13 protein-coding genes are annotated in these 17,714 nt (G+C 27.4%); 3 read left to right on the forward strand and 10 right to left on the reverse strand.

The window, feature by feature from the left end; all coding sequences use genetic code 4:
* On the forward strand, positions 1-1,611 hold the full coding sequence (locus ACXYRK_RS01530) for a hypothetical protein (RefSeq protein WP_458617736.1): 1,611 nt from the start codon (positions 1-3) through the stop codon (positions 1,609-1,611).
* 1 nt (position 1,612) lies between these two features.
* Here the strand turns inward: ACXYRK_RS01530 and ACXYRK_RS01535 are convergent, their stop codons facing one another.
* The 5 genes from ACXYRK_RS01535 to ACXYRK_RS01555 are packed head-to-tail and all read right to left on the reverse strand — an operon-like array spanning position 1,613 to position 7,641.
* Positions 1,613-2,605, reverse strand: coding sequence for a DNA cytosine methyltransferase (locus tag ACXYRK_RS01535; protein ID WP_458598056.1), 993 nt, complete (start codon positions 2,603-2,605; stop codon positions 1,613-1,615).
* Between the two features lie 4 nt (positions 2,606-2,609).
* Entirely contained in the window at positions 2,610-3,698 is a 1,089-nt protein-coding gene (dcm, locus tag ACXYRK_RS01540) for a DNA (cytosine-5-)-methyltransferase (protein ID WP_458617738.1), read from the reverse strand.
* Positions 3,699-3,714: 16 nt separating this feature from the next.
* Positions 3,715-5,862, reverse strand: coding sequence for a helix-hairpin-helix domain-containing protein (locus ACXYRK_RS01545; protein WP_458607394.1), 2,148 nt, complete (start codon positions 5,860-5,862; stop codon positions 3,715-3,717).
* Positions 5,843-6,541 (reverse strand): NERD domain-containing protein, encoded by a 699-nt coding sequence (locus ACXYRK_RS01550; protein ID WP_458598062.1) that lies wholly within the window; start codon positions 6,539-6,541, stop codon positions 5,843-5,845. Before ACXYRK_RS01550 ends, ACXYRK_RS01545 begins: the two co-directional genes overlap by 20 nt.
* 23 nt (positions 6,542-6,564) lie before the next feature.
* Positions 6,565-7,641, reverse strand: a complete 1,077-nt coding sequence (locus ACXYRK_RS01555) for an aquaporin (RefSeq protein WP_458617740.1) — start codon at positions 7,639-7,641, stop codon at positions 6,565-6,567.
* Between the two features lie 242 nt (positions 7,642-7,883).
* Here ACXYRK_RS01555 and ACXYRK_RS01560 point away from each other — a divergent pair, with 242 nt between their 5' ends.
* Entirely contained in the window at positions 7,884-8,621 is a 738-nt protein-coding gene (locus tag ACXYRK_RS01560) for a DNA-processing protein DprA (protein ID WP_458598066.1), read from the forward strand.
* A 25-nt stretch (positions 8,622-8,646) separates the two neighbouring features.
* On the opposite strand, the gene rpmA is transcribed toward ACXYRK_RS01560, so the two are convergent.
* From rpmA to ACXYRK_RS01580, 4 genes are all read right to left on the reverse strand, one after another.
* Positions 8,647-8,910, reverse strand: coding sequence for a 50S ribosomal protein L27 (gene rpmA / locus ACXYRK_RS01565; RefSeq protein WP_458615159.1), 264 nt, complete (start codon positions 8,908-8,910; stop codon positions 8,647-8,649).
* Positions 8,911-8,916: 6 nt separating this feature from the next.
* Positions 8,917-9,216, reverse strand: coding sequence for a 50S ribosomal protein L21 (gene rplU / locus ACXYRK_RS01570; RefSeq protein ID WP_435129922.1), 300 nt, complete (start codon positions 9,214-9,216; stop codon positions 8,917-8,919).
* A gap of 112 nt (positions 9,217-9,328) precedes the next feature.
* A complete protein-coding gene (locus ACXYRK_RS01575) occupies positions 9,329-9,574 on the reverse strand; it encodes a hypothetical protein (RefSeq protein ID WP_458617742.1) in 246 nt (81 codons plus the stop codon).
* A 58-nt stretch (positions 9,575-9,632) separates the two neighbouring features.
* Positions 9,633-10,940 (reverse strand): YitT family protein, encoded by a 1,308-nt coding sequence (locus ACXYRK_RS01580; RefSeq protein ID WP_458617744.1) that lies wholly within the window; start codon positions 10,938-10,940, stop codon positions 9,633-9,635.
* A 672-nt stretch (positions 10,941-11,612) separates the two neighbouring features.
* On the opposite strand from ACXYRK_RS01580, the gene ACXYRK_RS01585 reads away from it, so the two are divergent.
* On the forward strand, positions 11,613-15,488 hold the full coding sequence (locus tag ACXYRK_RS01585; RefSeq protein ID WP_458617746.1) for a hypothetical protein: 3,876 nt from the start codon (positions 11,613-11,615) through the stop codon (positions 15,486-15,488).
* Between the two features lie 63 nt (positions 15,489-15,551).
* Here ACXYRK_RS01585 and ACXYRK_RS01590 read toward each other — a convergent pair whose 3' ends face one another.
* Entirely contained in the window at positions 15,552-17,711 is a 2,160-nt protein-coding gene (locus ACXYRK_RS01590; protein WP_458617748.1) for an HsdM family class I SAM-dependent methyltransferase, read from the reverse strand.
* Positions 17,712-17,714: the final 3 nt, after the last annotated feature.

A 17,714-nucleotide genomic window follows, 5' to 3' on the forward strand; every position in this document is an offset into this window, starting at 1 on the left:
TTGGTTGATAATTCACATGGATATAAAAGTGAATCGTTAATTGTTGAATTAATAAACGGTAAGAGAATAAAAGAGCTTAGTATTGTATTTAAACACTTTATAGATGATATTTGTTTGGATAATAATTTAAAATGCGATTCAAATACAAAGGTTTTTGCTAGTCTCGCTGAAAAAGAAAAAGACAATCAATCGGGTAAAAAAGTAAATACAAAAACTGATATATTTATATATATTGATAGCAGAAAATTTTCTATAAGCACAAAAATAGGTTCGGGCAATAGTGTACATCAAGAATCAGTTGATAGTTTTGTGAAATGAATCCAAACATCTTCTTTAAAAATTATTTCAGGTTTTTCTGTTAATGACATTAAATTGTTAATATGAGGTGATGGAACATTGGATGGTTCATCAAAGATTGAATATGACTCACACGGAAATGTTAAGGGAAGATTCACAACAAAGGAATTTAAGAAATTATTCCCTGAAAAACATCTGTTTATATGCAAGTTTTTCAACAATAATAAATCAACGCTCATAAATAGAGCATTATTTACAGGGAAGACAAACACACAGGTAGATTATGTATATCATGGTAATTTTATGTCAGGTTATTGAGCAAGTAGAGATGACATTTTAAAATACAATCTTAATAATCCATTATATACAAGTACATTTAATATAGGCCGTTTATCTTTTCAAACCTATAATGCTGATAAGAAAGGAACAATATCCGGGTCAAAAAAGAGAGGACAAATACAATTTAAGTATTCAACGATGCTTTCTGATATACAGGACATTATGTTGCAGCGAAAAAACAGTATTGGAAAACTTGGTGGTGATATAGAAGAATTTAATTTTGTAAAATATATGAATCATCAAAAAGAAAATTCCTATTGAAAAATTCTTAGATTTCATCTGAATCTTCGTGATGATAAGGAATATTATATTATTAATATCCTAGAGAATAAGTACTCAAATTTAGAGAACAAAAAAGTAAAATGTAAGAGTGATTGCTATATTATAGAAACCCAAAAAACATTAGATAGAGACTTTTTGTTATTAAATCAATATATCTTGACCGAAAAGAATCTCAAATATGTAAGTGATTATAAAATAGTCCAAAATTCTGGTATATCAATTAAGAAGAAAACATCTAAAAATTTTACATATTCAAAATTAAGTATCAAGACTTTTATAAAAACATTTTCCGATTATATTGAAAATGCTACTTTTTATGCAACTATACTTCTACTTTACACAACCGAAAAAGAAAAACAAAGAAACAGTAAAATTTTAAACGATCTAATAGTTGATAGAACAGAATTTGATTTGTTTATATTGAAAAGATATAATATTAAAAGTATAAACGATGTGAATCAGTTAGTTAAGTTAAAAAATGAAGCAAAGAAAGAAATTAATAACATTATCTTGAATAATAAAAAAATATATGATGGAATTTTTTATGGTAAGGGATGATTCGAGGAACCTTTTTGTAGTAGTTTCACATTTATAGATAGTAAGTTGCTACCTATAGATATTTATCCATACAGAATAGATAATGGTTCAGGAAGAAGTAGAGGGATTTACACAATAATATTTAGACCCCATTAACTTATTTATTTGTCTTATCTATAAATAAGTTTTTTTGAATATTTCTTTGCAAAGTTAAGATTAAATTTCTAGCTATTAATTCAACTACGGGAATTACAATAGAATTCCCAATTTGCATATAACTTCTATTATAGTTTTCTCGTATTATATAACCATCAGGAAAACCCATTAATTTTAAACACTCTCTAATAGAAAATTTTCTCATATATTTATATATAACAGGAACATTATTACCCCCCGTCCCCATTTTTGCAGTTAAACAAGGAGAGATACCATTTCTACTTAAAGAAACTTTTGATGGACGAATGTTATTTGCTATTATTGGTTCATCATTCAATGTGGAGTTTTTAAATTTAAATTCTTCTATATGTTTATTTATGTTGTTTATTGCAATTTTACTTATGTTTTTTTTTGTATTTTTAGTTTCAATTATATCTTTGAGTGTATTTTTTAATTTCTGTTTATTCGGAAATATAGAATCAAATGTGTCTATATTTATACTTTTATGAATTCCGACACAATATCATCTGTTTCGGTTTTGCGGAATATTATAATCTTTTGCATTCAATAACTTTCAACTTACATTATACCCCAATTCATTAAGAGTTTCTAGTATTACTTTTAGTGTATTACCGTTGTCATGATTTACTAAACCAGGAACATTTTCTAATATAAAAGAAATGGGTTGTTTATCCCTTAAAATCCTTGCAATTTGAAAAAACAGTATACCTCTGTCATCATCAAAGCCCAATCTCTTACCTGCTGTAGAAAAAGGTTGACAAGGAAAACCGGCACATAATATTTGGTGTTCCGGTATATCATTAGAATTTATTTTAAATATATCACCAGCAGGAAATTCGCCAAAATTATTTTGATAAGTATCAGAAGCATATTTATCAATTTCTGATGAAAACACACATTTTGCACCTACATTTTCTAGTGCTATTCGAAAACCACCTATACCAGCAAATAAATCAATAAATTTAAACTCCATAAAATTATTTTATCATATCTTTTATAAGGTTAAATATTGATGTTATAACAGGTGGGGAAACTGCATTTCCAGATTGTTTATAAAGTTGTGTATCACTAATGTTAATAGATTTTATGTTATCAACAAAAGGTTTGTTAAATCCTTGTGCATAGAAGTTTTCAGAAGGTGTAAGTTTTCTAATATAATATTTATTTTTTTTCTTTATTAATATTTTTGTTGTATCTGATCTTGCTAATAATGTAGGTGAAATACCATTTGGATGATGTATTCTTCTTTGTCTTTCATGATCATTATAAATATCCTTTGGCAGTTGAAAAAGTCTTATGATTTTTTGTTCTTTGGAAACATCACAATAATCGATTCTTAGGCTATTTAAAAATTTATCTAATTTTTCTGATTTAATGAAATATTTTTCATCTACATCTCTTTCTAGAACATCTGATAAGGATATAAACTTATCAGATGTCTTGATATTATTAAAAAAATTAAAACTTTTAAACTTATTATTCTTGTTTAGTTCTTGCTTGATAAAATCAACTTTTTTATCTTTATCATTTATATATTTTTGGCTTTTATAATCTAATATTCCAATAATGTAAGTTCTATTGCGATTCTGTGGGACTTGAAAATTTGCTGAATTTAAAATGCTAAAATCAATCGTATATCCAATTTCGTTAAGAATTTGTAGAATTGATAATATAGTTTGTCCGTGATTGTGCGAAACTATATTCTCGACATTTTCTAACAAAATAACTTTAGGTAGTTTTTTCTTGATTATTCTTACTACTTCAAAAAATAGAGTTCCCCTTTTAGTATTAAATCCTTGTCTTTTTCCAGCAATACTAAAAGATTGACAAGGAAAACCAGCAATTAAAATATCGTGATTAGGGACATCTTCTTCATTTATTTTTGTAATATCTCCTACAATATTAGCCTCTATAAAATTTGATAGGTAAGACTTTGTTGCAAATTTATCTATTTCTGAAGCAAAAACAAACTCTGCATTTATTTCAGAGTTCAAAATACCAACTTCAAAACCACCTATGCCAGAGAACAAACTAGCAATTTTATAAGTCTTATCTTTATGCTTCATATTATCCTTGATATAGTTATTTATCTATAATCTTTCCACTAATACGATGTCTTTTTTCATCTATTTCGACTATTTCTGTGTCTACTATCATTCCTACATAAAATTGCTCATAGATTGAGCTACCTAGTAAATTAGCATCTTTTTTTGGAACAAAAAGATGTTTTTTAAGTCCAATATAAATAAATAAACCAAAATCAGTTACATTTTCAACTGTACCTTTTAATTTATTACCTGGGTTCAATTCTCATTCATCTAGATAAAAATCTTTTACCAAAAAACCAGTTTTATCTTTATCAAAATTCTTTATCGGATTAGATAAAGCATCCAGAATCAGTTTAATATCATATTCGTTTGAATTAAATTCATCAATAAGTTGTTCAATATTTAAATGTGAAACATCTATTCCTTTTTCGTTTGGTATTAGATTGTATTTGTTAATAATTTTATTTGCTAAATCATATGATTCAGGGTGGATGAAGGTTTTGTCTAAAAAGTTATCTGAATTAAAGATTCTCAAAAAACCTATACACTGTTGATAAGTTTTTTCACCCAATCCTTTGATAGATAGCAGTTGCTTGCGATTTGTAAATACACCATTATTTCTACGATGTTCAAGTATTTTTTCAACATTTGCTTTGTTTAAGCCTGAAACATAAGACAAAATTGATTTTGTTGCTGAGTTTAAGTCCACTCCAGTTTCATTTACTACCTTATTTACCTTGTGATTTAGTGATTCTTCGAGTTCTTTTTGGTTTACATCATGTTGATATTGCCCCACACCAATTGATTTAGGATCGATTTTTACTAGTTCATTTAGTGGGTCTAAGAATTTACGTCCGATATTGATCGCACTACGCTCTTCAACGGATAAGTTAGGAAATTCTTCTTGGGCTACTTTTGATGCAGAATAAACACTAGCTCCAACCTCTGAAACCACAGTTCATTTAACTTTAATTTTTCTTTTTTTGATAAATTCAGCGATAAATCTCTCTGTTTCTTGTGAAGCTGTTCCGTTTCCTATAACGACTATATCTATTTGTGGAAACTGAGCAAATAATTCTTTTAATTTACCAGTAGCACTCGGTTGATTATTGTTTTCTTTACTATAAAACCTTGTAAAAGAAGGAAAAATTTTATCTACTTTTAAAACATCTCCGTTTGGATTTAAAACAGCAATTTTGCAACCATTTTTATAACCAGGATCGATTGATAAAACTGTATGTCCGTATGTTGCAGGAGCAGTTAGAAGTTTTTCAACTGAGTTAGCAAAAATCTGAATTGCTTTATGTTGTGCTATTTCAAAAAGTTCATTAAATATTTCTGTTTCAATCGAAGTTAAAATAAGTCGTTTTAAAGCATCCTGTAATGGTAAAAGTAGTTTTTTTTCGTTAATTTTATGTTTATCAACTATCCTTAAAATACCATTTATAATAGGTTCTTTTTTATATTCAAAGTTTTTAGTTATGATTTTTAGCTTGCTTGCTCGATTAATTGCAAGTATGTTATAGTTTTTAACATCTCTAATGTGCCGATCAAATTTATAATAACTTAAAAACTTATTTTCAGGGTCTTCTACACTTTTGTTTCGTTTAGTTTTTAAATGAGCATTCTTAATGATATATTTTTTAACAAAATCTCTAACTTTAACATCTTGAGATATATTTTGAGCAATAATGAAATTAGCCTGTTCAATAGCAAAATCTATTGATGTAATCTTATCATTTAAATATTTTGAGGCCTCATTGTGAATGTTAAATTTAGGATTTTTATTATTTAAAATACTATCTGCAAGTGGTTTTAAACCCAATGAAATAGCTTGACTGGCTTTTGTAATTTTACCAACTTTAAAGGGTTCATAGATTGCTTCTAACTCGCTTTTTGTTTGTGCTTTAAAAATCGCATTTTTGATTTCATTTGTTAGCAAATCTTTTTCTTTAAGTATTTCAATGATACTTTCTTTGCGTATTTCAAGTTCAACATTATACTTATATTCTTTTTCTATTTCAAAAATTTGTTCTTCATTTAAACCCTTTGTTTCATCTTGACGGTATCTAGAAATAAAAGGGATTGTATTTCCTTCTTGCAGCATCGATAAAACTTTGTTTACTTGAAATGTTGTGATTCTTAGTTTTTCTGATAATAAATTAATTACTTTTTGATTCATATGCTTCCTTTTGAATAAGTTTCTTAAAGTCCTTTTTTTCTTTATTTGTTTTTGCTTTCATCGCATTTAATTGTGTTTTAACATCATCTTTATTTATAATTGGTATTTGTTTTTTAGCAAAATCATCAAGCATTGAAATTGTTTCATTAATTTTATCATCCGTTATAAATATAATATGAGATTCTAAATCATTTATCTGTATATCCGAAATATACGGAACAATAATTAAATATGCATATGGAACATTTTTACCAATAATCTTGAAGGTATGATTAAGATTTCTTTGTGCTTGTAAGATAGGGTTATTTACAAAATTTGGTTTTTTGTGATTTTTGTTATATATTTTAAGTTTATCATCAGTTCATGAACCTACTATTTCTCCTTGATATAACTTAATTTCGCATATGACTAAAAAAGAATCAGAAATTAAATATCCATCTGTTTCGAATGCTTTTTGTTGATAATAAAAAATTCCACCATTTACATATTCAAAACTCTTTTTAACTAATGCTTTTTTGATTGCTTGCGAAATTTTTTGTTCATATATATGTCCTTTTTTATTGCTTTTGTAATCGTATTTGTATTTTCATATCAAATATCAAATCACAAGGGTTATAAAAAGTAAAGTAAAAAAACTAATAAAAAAGATGGTTAAAATTAAGTGTGTTTTTCAATCCATATTACTCCGATTAAAAAATTGAACTATTTATGTTCAATTTTACCATTTTGGTTTGATTCTTCACATTTTTCCATACATTCTGCTTTTTTATTTTTAAAACCAATAATTTTTAGCACACAAGGATTAAATCATCGAGCAGTCAATCCTTGCATAAACATATAGAATGCAGGAGCAAATAAACCACCTAACATCATTGAAATTGTTGCAGAAATTACTGAATTTCGATAAACAGATACTACTGCAGCAGAAACAGAATTTGTTGCATCTTTGATAACATCATAGCCTTGCAAGGTGTTTTTAATTTGTAAGTATCCATCTGAAGCGATGTTGTTTTCAAAAGCAAGAACAGGTAATTGTTGTGCTAAACCACGAAACGGATTAATTGCTACCGACCCACCTAAAAGCCCCATTCATACAGCAAGCGAAATAATAAACATTATTAAGATATCACGGTATTTATCATTTATATTAGGTGAAAAAATAGGGAAAAGCAAGATTGCAGTCATAATCAGTTCAATGAAAAATATTCATATCGAACCACTTAGCATTGCATAATTAGGTGTTCAGTCTCCACGGAAAAAGTAATATGCTTTTTTGGTAGCAGTTATTGTATTTCAAGGTTGATTAGATAAATAACCAATATGATGTTCTGTGGTTGCTTTACCAACAGCAAAAATAATAGCACCAGCAACTATTGCTGCAAGCATTTGCATAAATATTTTATATGATACATATCAACCTGTTTGACTACCACACAGATATCGATACATTGACACAGCAGGATTTAGGTCACTACTTCATCTGTTGAAAATAAATAAAACTAAACCAACGGCTATAAACCCCACATAAAAACCGACTACAATTGGATGTAATAAAAAGTTTTCTATTGTTAAAGGAGAACCTTGTCCTTTTACAACAGTTATATTAGTAGATAAACCCGCAAGCAGTAATGTTAATAATAATGTTCCAAAAAACTCTGAAAAACCATGAATAATTCAAGATTTTATATCTTTGGGACGCTCTGCAGATGTTCTGTTTTTTCTTCTTAGTTTAAAAAAACTAAAAACACTTGGTTTGGGTGAATTACAAGTTTTATCCATTATGTTTCCGTTCTTAATTTTGATTTAGTTTTTATTTCAAACATTATTTTATTTCTATTAATTATATAAATAATATAAATGGTGATTAAACATAAATAATAATGTTATTTATTTAATGATTATTATATACCTTTTTATACAAAAATAATATAAAATAATGTGTAGTCATATGAATTCATTTCCTTTTTTGGTTCATTTACAGTTTATTTTGTAAAAAAATAAATAATAAAAACGGAGAAATGATGAAAGATGTAATTTTATATTTTAGTACAAAATTTAAAGGCGACCAATATCAAATTTATAAACACATTCAAAATGGTAGTCAGATTCCTAATAAAGAAATAGAAAATATTAAAAACAACCTAAGAAATTTAGGTATCGAATATAAAACAATTATCGAAAACAACTATCCTAAGGAGTTATATGAAATAAATGAATGTGTTTTTGCTATTTATTATCGTGGTAATTATGATTTAGTTGCTGCAAAAGAAAAATTTTATATTATTAATGAACTTTGAGACACTTATAATTGGAGTATAATAAACAAAAACCTTGATGTACTAGTAAAAGAAGTTGTATTGATAACCAATGATTACAAAAAGACCGAAAGTGAATTTGTAAATTTATTTCGATCTAAAGGAGGTAAAATCATACATTTAGCCAAGGAAGGTCTTGATAGTTATGATTATCGTGGAATGAATTTAGATAATGAACTTGTTATAAGTCAATATCCACCTGATACACATCCACAGATTAAATACTTTAAACAAAGTAATTTTATTGCAGCAACACTAGCAAAATGTTTGTTATCCTTGTCACTAAAAAAAGAATCTAAGTCAAATAATTTAATATCAGCATTTTTAAACTTAGGCAAAGAAATATTTTGCTTTCCAGGTTCTGATATTGATGATGGTAATAACCAACTTATTGCATCGGGTGCTAATCTGATTTGATCAATATCAAAGGTACTGAATATTTAAAAGAAGAGCGAATGCCCTTCTTTTGTTAATTTGATTTTCTTTCAGGGTATACTGAAACAAATTTTCTGTTTCTTCTGCTTTCGTATTTTATATAACCATCAATTAAAGTAAATAAAGTATCATCGCCACCACGCCCCACATTATTACCTGCATGGATTTTGGTTCCACGTTGTCTATAAATAATTGATCCAGCAGTAGCGAATTGTCCGTCACCTAATTTAGCACCTAAACGTTTTGAGTGTGAATCACGACCATTACGTGTAGATCCACCTGCTTTTGTCTTTGCCATTTCTTATTATCCTTGAATAGACACTATCTTAACACGTGTATATGGTTGACGGTGTCCAAGCTTTCTTTTGTGTGTTGATTTTGCATTGTGACGATATACTATAATTTTCTTTGCTTTACCTTGTTTTTCAATTGTTCCGGTTACAAAAGCATCTTTTAAATAAGGAGTACCAATCTTGGTATCTACAAGTAAAACCTTATCAAATTTTACTTCACTACCTTCTTCTCCATCGATTTTTTCGATAAAAATGGTTTGTCCTTCTTTAACTAAAATTTGTTTTCCACCTGTTTCAATAATTGCTAACATGCAATCCTCCAAAAAGTGGCTCGTCTTTGAGGTGAGCTATGCTACTTAAACCTTTTCAGAACGGTTACTCATGGTAACTGACATATTATACCAAAAAGAGTTTATATCCAAATTAAAAGATAATATAGTTTGTTTTAGAATTTGTTGTTGAACTTTTCTCATTATGACTTCATTTGTAAGTTGTTGTTTTATTTTTTATTTCACCATTTGCTGAAAATGCTGTTCTAAACAAACCAACTATTGAAGCAAGTGATGAAGCTAACAAAGGAATACCAGTGAGTAAACTTAAAAAAGCAAAACCTGGTTTAATCTTGTTAAGTTGTCTTCCTTTAATTTCTTGTAGTTGATTAAGTTTCATTTATACCTCCACTTTTATTATTAATAAAAATAAAATTAGCACTAAAATAGCACTAATTTTAATGTTCGACAAATTCGGTATTAAAGTTTCCGACAACTTGTTTTACCCTTGAAATTGATATTCAAATGTTTGGATCAATTAATTTTAAATCAGAAATTATGTTAGGTGTTTCTAAAATAAGCATAACTGTTGAAATTTTTGTTGCTTGTTTACCTGTATATCCTGATTTATAAGACTCAATTCGATATGAATGTCAGTAGTTTATTAGACGAAAGTAAGCTAATACTTTTTCAGGATTACAACTGATAATAGTGACATCAACTTTTTTATATTTTGGATAAAGAATATCAATAAAAACATTAACAATTAAAATATATAAAAATGTTGTTAATTCACGGATACCAAAATAAATTCGATGTGGACCACTCCCATTAACACTATTTTTATTGTTAAAAATTTCTTTGAGTTTATTTATATCTCAACTACCATTTATAAATGCATTATCCTTGTATACAGGCATATTTGCAATATTTGTAATAACCCTCCCTTCGTTATCTAATGGATTGGGATATAAATAGTTAGGTTTTAAAAAAGCAAAGATGATTAAAAATGTAATAGCAGTAGCAACTCCGATAATTGATAACACATGGCCTACATTTTTCTTTGATTTAACCGAAAAATAATAAGCAATAATATCAGTTCCACCGGTCGATCCACCCGATCTTCAAGAAATCGAGATACCTAAAGCAATAAATAATGCACCAATAAAAGAATAAACGATATTACTTCAGTTGCTTGTAGGTTCATTTCTTTCGGTAAATGTAATGAATTCCTGTAAGCCGACAGATATTACAGGGGTAGTAAAGAAAAGGTTAGTTAATATCTGAAATAACATAAACGTTAGGGTTAAAAAGATAAAGCTTTTTTTAATCCGTCATCCAAAAATTAAAAATAACGGGATATTGAATGCTAAATATAACAAAGCAAAATAAGGTTCTACAGCAGGTACTGCATATTGAATTAATGTAGGTATTCCAGTAACACCAGATGGGATAGTTTCTGCACGTTTTAAGAAGATTTGAATTCCTGCATTAAACAATAAAGAAGCAATAAATATAAAGATTACCTTATTTCAGTATCTTTTGAACAATCTTTTAAAATTTAATCCATGATCTTTAGAATTTAAAAGATATACACCCATCTTGTATTTAAGATGATGTGTGTTATTTTCGATGTTTTCTAAATCGATATTATTGTTTATTTTTTTGTCTACTATATTAGCAACTTTATGCTCATCTAATGCTTTATTTATGTGAAACTCACAGCAATTATTATCATTTGAATTAGTATTATCTAATGAAGTCATATTGATATAATTTTATTCTTTTTTAATAAAAAAGAAATTTATTGTATTTTCAAAAATAACTATGTAACGGGAAAATAAAGTTATATTTCCACAAAAACTTTATCATTTATGAATCAAAATATAAAAAAAGGGAGAGTGTTGTCCGACACTCCCGAGCTGCAGATAATCACTTTTATTCTGGCACAGCATGAACTTAGCTAAGGTTCATTTTAAATACTGGGTTTTCACCAAGCACCTTGACTTTGGTCAATATACTCTTTTCGGATTCTGGGTGCTACTAACACACGGAGTTTTTATACTGCTATTCACATAGCGATCAACCGAAAACCTATGTTTGGTAACGTTTGATTGCAACCACCACAGTTGTCAACAAACACACAGGCAAACTTGTGTTATCCGTTAAAGTAATTAAAAACAGTTTCAACCACCTACTTTTGTTAATACGATAACTCAGACGGTGTTCCAACCGTAAGTAGGTGTGCATTAAATCCAAGCAAGATTCACTCTGCCACCTTTTTTAATATTTTATCACTTTGTGTACGAGAAGTAAGAAAATAATTTCATTTTTATTTAAAAAAATAACACAGGAAATTCTCAAAATTTGATACAATTATTCTACATTAAAAAAATTAATATTAATACAATCATATATATATATATATGGAGGACCTTATGAAAGACAAGAAAAAGAAAAATAAATTAGCAATGTTTTTAGTTTCTTCAGCAGTTTTTGCATCTGCAGTTACTGTTGCAGTTATTGCTGCTGTGTATGCACCTAGATCATCTGAACTAACTTCAGAAGAGAAAGCAAAGGAAACTCAAATAAATCCCAAACCACCTAAACAAGAAAAACCAATTGATGTTGTTCCTGTTGCGCCGGTAGAAAGAAAAGAACAATATTTAAAAGATATCAATGCTATTAAAAATACTGTAAATACCAAGAGATTTTCAAAAACATCTTATTTTGACTATAAAAGCAATGAATTGTTAGACGACTTACGTAGTTTAAATACGGTTAATAAGAAAGCAAACCCAAGCGAAATGGATGCTAACAAGATGTCAATTCTTTTTGAAAAAGCAAGATCATTAATCAAAGTTTCTGATGCGATTGAATCGTTATTTAACAAGGTTGCAAAATCTAACTTCATTGATGAAATTAAAAAAACTTTTTATTTAGATGAATATCAAAATTTATTATGAAAAGTTCAAAAACAACAAACAGATGAAGCAAAAATAAATGATGACCACTTTAAGCAAAATGAAGCATATGCTGCATCTATTGATGATTCAGATAAACCGAATAGTTTAGTTAAACAACTTCAATCATTAAAGGTTAGATCAGATTATCAAAAGAATTTTGAAACTATAGATTATTTACAAAGATTAATATCACTTATAAAAGATAAAAAAGAAGCAAATGCAGATTCTCAGCCACAATTACAAAAAGAGTTAAATGCTATTAAAATCTCATTAGAAACTGCACTATTAGATAACCCTGATGCAAATGTAAATGATAAACTTGAAAGTCTAAAAACAAAAGTATTAGGTAAATTAAAAACTGAGAATACAGATGAAAATCAAAGAGGTCAGTTACTTTTAGATGCTCAAAAGGATTCATTAATTCAATTAACTAAACAGTCAGAAGATTTAGATAAGTTTGATAATCAAATTAAAAATGCAAAAACACAAGCAGAGTTAGATAAAGTAAAAAATGATCTTGATAAAGCACTTGATTTATTGTGAGTTAATACACATACACTTGCTATTTCACAAAGATTAGATAATTTTAAAGTTAAATTTGACCAAGCAGGTGAAAAAATCATTACTATAGAAAATAAACGTTTATTTAACGGAAACTATTTAGATCAAAGGGTTACTCAGATTCAATATGATTCAATAATGAATGAAAATCCAGAACTTCAAAAAGAATCATTTATCAAATCTGTTAAAATGTTCCGTAATAAAGTTGCTGAATTAAAAGCGTTGATTGCGAAAATAGATTCAAGCAATGCAGTGCAAAAAACATATTCTGATAATTTAAGTCAAATAATAAGCGATGAAAGTAAAACACTTTATGATATTAATTTGCTTGAAGAACAAGTTAATGCAACACTAAAAAAACAAGACTTTGTTAAGCAAGAAGTTGATTTATTAAATAAAAATACAGAAGTTCCATCAAATGTTAAAAGTGCATTCATTGATTTATTGAATGCTTCTGTAAATGATTCATTATTAAAATTAGATCAAATTAAATGACTTTTTGAATTATATATATCTACTTTAAATATTAAAAAGGCCGCATTAGATGAAATAAATAAAATCGCTGATGATGCTAAAAAGCAAGAACTTTTAAAAGCATTTAATGAAATAATTTCACCTATTTTAGATAAAACCGATGCAACTTCTGCAGATATTAGTAAGTCTGTTACTGATATACTTGAGAAAATTGCGATAAAAGCAAAAGAATATAGTGAAACAATAGAAAAAGTACAAAAAGACAAAAATGAAGATGAACTCAAGAATTTTAAATTTGACCAAATCGATAATCGTGCTAAATTTTTACAATTATTAACTAAGACACAAACTGCAAATAATGCTGTTGCAAAAAGAAAAGCAATTAACGAGGTTGAATTAGGTTATGTAAAGAGTATTCAAGATATAATCAATGAAGCACAAAAGCAAAAACAAACTAATTTCAATAATGTAACCAAAGATGGTGATAAAGAAACAACTGATATTAATACTATTTATGCAAACCTTAAAACAGTTGAATCAAGCATTGTTGAAGATACCACAACTGAAAAAATAATTAAAGTTTTAGAAGATGCTAATGCAGCAGATATCGCTACCTTAAAAGCAACCGATGGAGCTTTAACAAGTGATCAATCAACTAATTTTGATAAAGAACTTGAAGAAGCCAAAAAAGTCACATCAAATACAGATAAACTTAAAAAATTACAAGAGTTGAAAACAAAATTATTTGAAGCGAAAAATAAAGCAGTGGATGCAGATCAAAGTCTGATTCCAGATTTAATTGAAAAATTAACCGTTCAAAAAACCAGGGACACATTTAAAGAATATTATCAAAAAAATAAAGCAACAATGACTAGTGCTCAATTGGTTAATGATTTTCTATATGGTAATCCAACAAACGAATCTGATAATACTAAACAAGGTATATTAACACAATTAAATTCAGAGTTAAATTCCGAATTAGTTATTCAGTATAAAAATAAATCTGATTTAGATAAAATGTTAGTTGATTCAAATCCACAGAAAAAAGAATCATTTGATACAGTTTCAACCGAATTTTCTAAGGCATTAACAAATAATGTTATTGATTTATCAAGGGCAGTAGATACTGTTAAAGCAGCAAAAACTTTTGTTGGTAAATTAATAGCTGATGCATATGATTTATGAACAAAAACATTGTTTATTAGTCAAGAAGATGGGGTTAATGGAATTGGAACTACTAAATTTAGACAAATTATTCGCGATGCTGAGGGTTCAGAGGAAAAACTTAAAAAAGCAATTGGTATCGGTAATCAATTGCTAGAAAAATTTAGATTTGCAGTTGTAATGGATTTAAGAAAACTTTCTGATGTAGATCAAAGAAAAGTTCATTTAATTGAATTTCTTCAAGGAAAAGGTTCGGATCATGTTCCAAATTCTGTAAGAACTTATAAAGAACTATCAATATTTATTAATGCAATTGTAGATACACAGAAATTAATAGATCAAATTAAAGACCAAAATAATAAATCTCAATTGCAAGAAGAATTACGTATTGCAACAGTAGTCTCAAAAGTAAATGATGTAAAAGTTAAAGTTCAAAAAGCATTAGATGAACAAAATAAACAAGATGCTGAAATTGATAAAAGAGATTTTGATGCTAAAAAACCTAAAATTGCTTCATTAGCAGCAACAATAACAAATACTGATGCAAAAACTAAGCTAACCAAACAAGTTAATGATTCTACTAATCTGCAAGAGTTGAATATCGCGGAAAAAGCAGTTAATGATCAACTTGCTAATGAAAAGACAGCGAAAGATTTAGCTGATTTAAAAGCAGAAGTTCAAACATTAATTAATAAGCTTTCAGAAGCAGACAAACCAACATATCAAGCAAAATTAGATAAACCAGAAAATAATAATACCAAAGCACTTACTGCTTTAAAAAACGAAGTAGAAGTAAAACTTGATCAAAAAAATAAACCGACTCAATCAAAACCAACAGATTCACAAATAACTTCTGAGCAAAAACAAACTCCACAACCACAAGAAGAAACAAAAAATCCAAATAACCAACAAGCAAACACAGAGCAAAACCCTCAAACAAAAGCAAACGATCAATCAAAACAAGATAAACCAAAAACAAATGAAAGCACAACAACTAATACAGAAACTAAAACACCTACAAATTCTAGGAATAGCAAATCAAAAACAACAGCCGCAATAATAGCAGCAGTAGTTTCTTCTGTAATCGCACTTATAACTCTACTTTCATTTGGTTGATATTTAAAGAAAAAGAAAAATAATAAAGCATAAAATATAGCACCAATGGTGCTATATTTTATTCTATATACTAATTATAGTGTTGACAAACCGATCCTACTTCTTAAAAATCAAATCCTTTTGCATAAATACATTATTTTTGAAATTATACTCACTGATTTTTGCATATGTAATTTTGAAACCATCTAATAAAACATTCATATCATAGATAATATTGTTAGTATTATTATAAATATAGTTATAAAAATTATCTCTGATTTTCTTATCTGTAATTCTTATTACATATATAGCAGCGGACACAAAATAATTATCATCTGCGATAGCTATTTTTTTAGCATTCGGTAGACTTGAAAAGACAATATCACCTTTTAAAGCAACTTTTGATGATTTTTTATTTTTATTATTTTTATGTTTAATTTTACCATTTTGGATATCTGATATTTCTAAGTATTTATAATTTACATTTTTATCATAAACAGGATTAATTGCATCAGCGATATCGTTGATACTGATATAACCAGTTTTCGGTTTGTTAAATCTTGGATAAATAATACGTTTTTGATCTTTATCTAACAACAACATCTGATTAATATTTTTAATAAAAGTAAACTTATTCAACTTACTTACAGTGTTTTTAGTCAAAAATTCTTTAACAATTGGAGCATAATTTTGCTTTAAATTATCATTTAGTAGGGTTATTCCTAGTTTATTTCGATTAGTGCTAAATTCATAACCTAAAAATTCTTTTTCGGCATTATTGCTACCAAACAAAGTTTTAGGCGAGTTAATAACTAATATATTATAATTTAACTCTACCTTTTCTTGTTTTTGCATAAACAAGATAATTGGAGATGTTGTAGTACCACTAAAAGTTATATCAGCTGATTCAAAAATTGCTCTAATCTTAAAGTGTGTTAAAACAAATTCGCGTGCTGTTGCATATTGTGCGGCTGTTAAAAAAGATCTAGGTAGAATTATAGCTGCATAAGCATCATCTTTAAGCAACTGATAAGTTCTTTCAATGAATAATACTTCTATTTCACTACTTTTAGCATCCAAGGTTTTCAGTAAACTAAAATCTTCACTAGATACATTGTTTTTTAAAACATTTTTTAAAAAACCGGCAACAGAAAAAGGAGGATTTGCGATAACAAAATCAAAAATAGGATTGAAAGTTTTCTCGGTGTATAAAGGACTATTAATAAATTCAATAGAATTAAATTTATTAATTCCATCCGCATTAATAATTTGTGCTTCACCATCCCCATTTAAAAATGTAGATATTTTAGATGTCTTTGCCAATCGATAATCTTTTTCTATCCCAATAACATGCTCATTTGCTCAACTAAACGGGTTAACTTGATAACTTTGAATCAGTTTATTTATAGCAGATGTATAATTTGGTTGAAGTTTTTGGATAACATTTTCGATATAATCCATATACGAAACCAAAAAGTGTCCACTTCCACTAGCGTAATCAATCATTTTAGGAATAAAATCTATATTTCTTTGTTCTAACTTAGATTTAATAATTGTTTCAATAGGTAGGGAGTTAACCATAAATTCTACTATCGGCATTGGAGTAAAGAATTGTCCAGATTCTTGTTTTCAAGATGTGTTAAGAAGTTCTTCGAAAAAGTCCCCTAAGAATTGGTGTTTGTTGTTGTATTTAAATTTATATGATTGCAGTAATAAAACCATTTCTTTTAAAACACCGTTGTTTTCGATAAATGTTTTATCATCAAAAACTTCAATGAAGGAAAAAGCATTATTTTTCTTTAATCGCAAATCATCTATAACTTGACGGAGTTTTTGTTTATTATCATTATTTTCAATGATTGATTCAATTTCCGAATCAGAGTAGTCAATAATTTGTTTTTTCATACAATAATTCATACCATTTTTGTATAAATCATTTAATCTTTTAAGAAAACTTAAATCATTATCAATATTATTGATGAATTGAAATTGCATCCCATTAATTTTTTGTCCATCTATTTCAAAATTACTATCTTCTAAAATTTCATCATATACTTTTGTAATAAAAATATTAATCATCTTATCAAATGCATTAGATTTATCAGAAACACTATTTTGTCTAAGAATGCTTAAAAACTGGTTAAAAATAAGTTTCATCGCATCAGAATCTATTTTTTTTAATTGATGATATTTAATTACTTGAAATTCTGCTTCAAAGAGATTGTTATTGAAAACAAAATTACTTATATCTCATTGTTTGTTTCATATTTCATACATTGA

The organism is Mycoplasma sp. AC1221, from assembly GCF_054353815.1.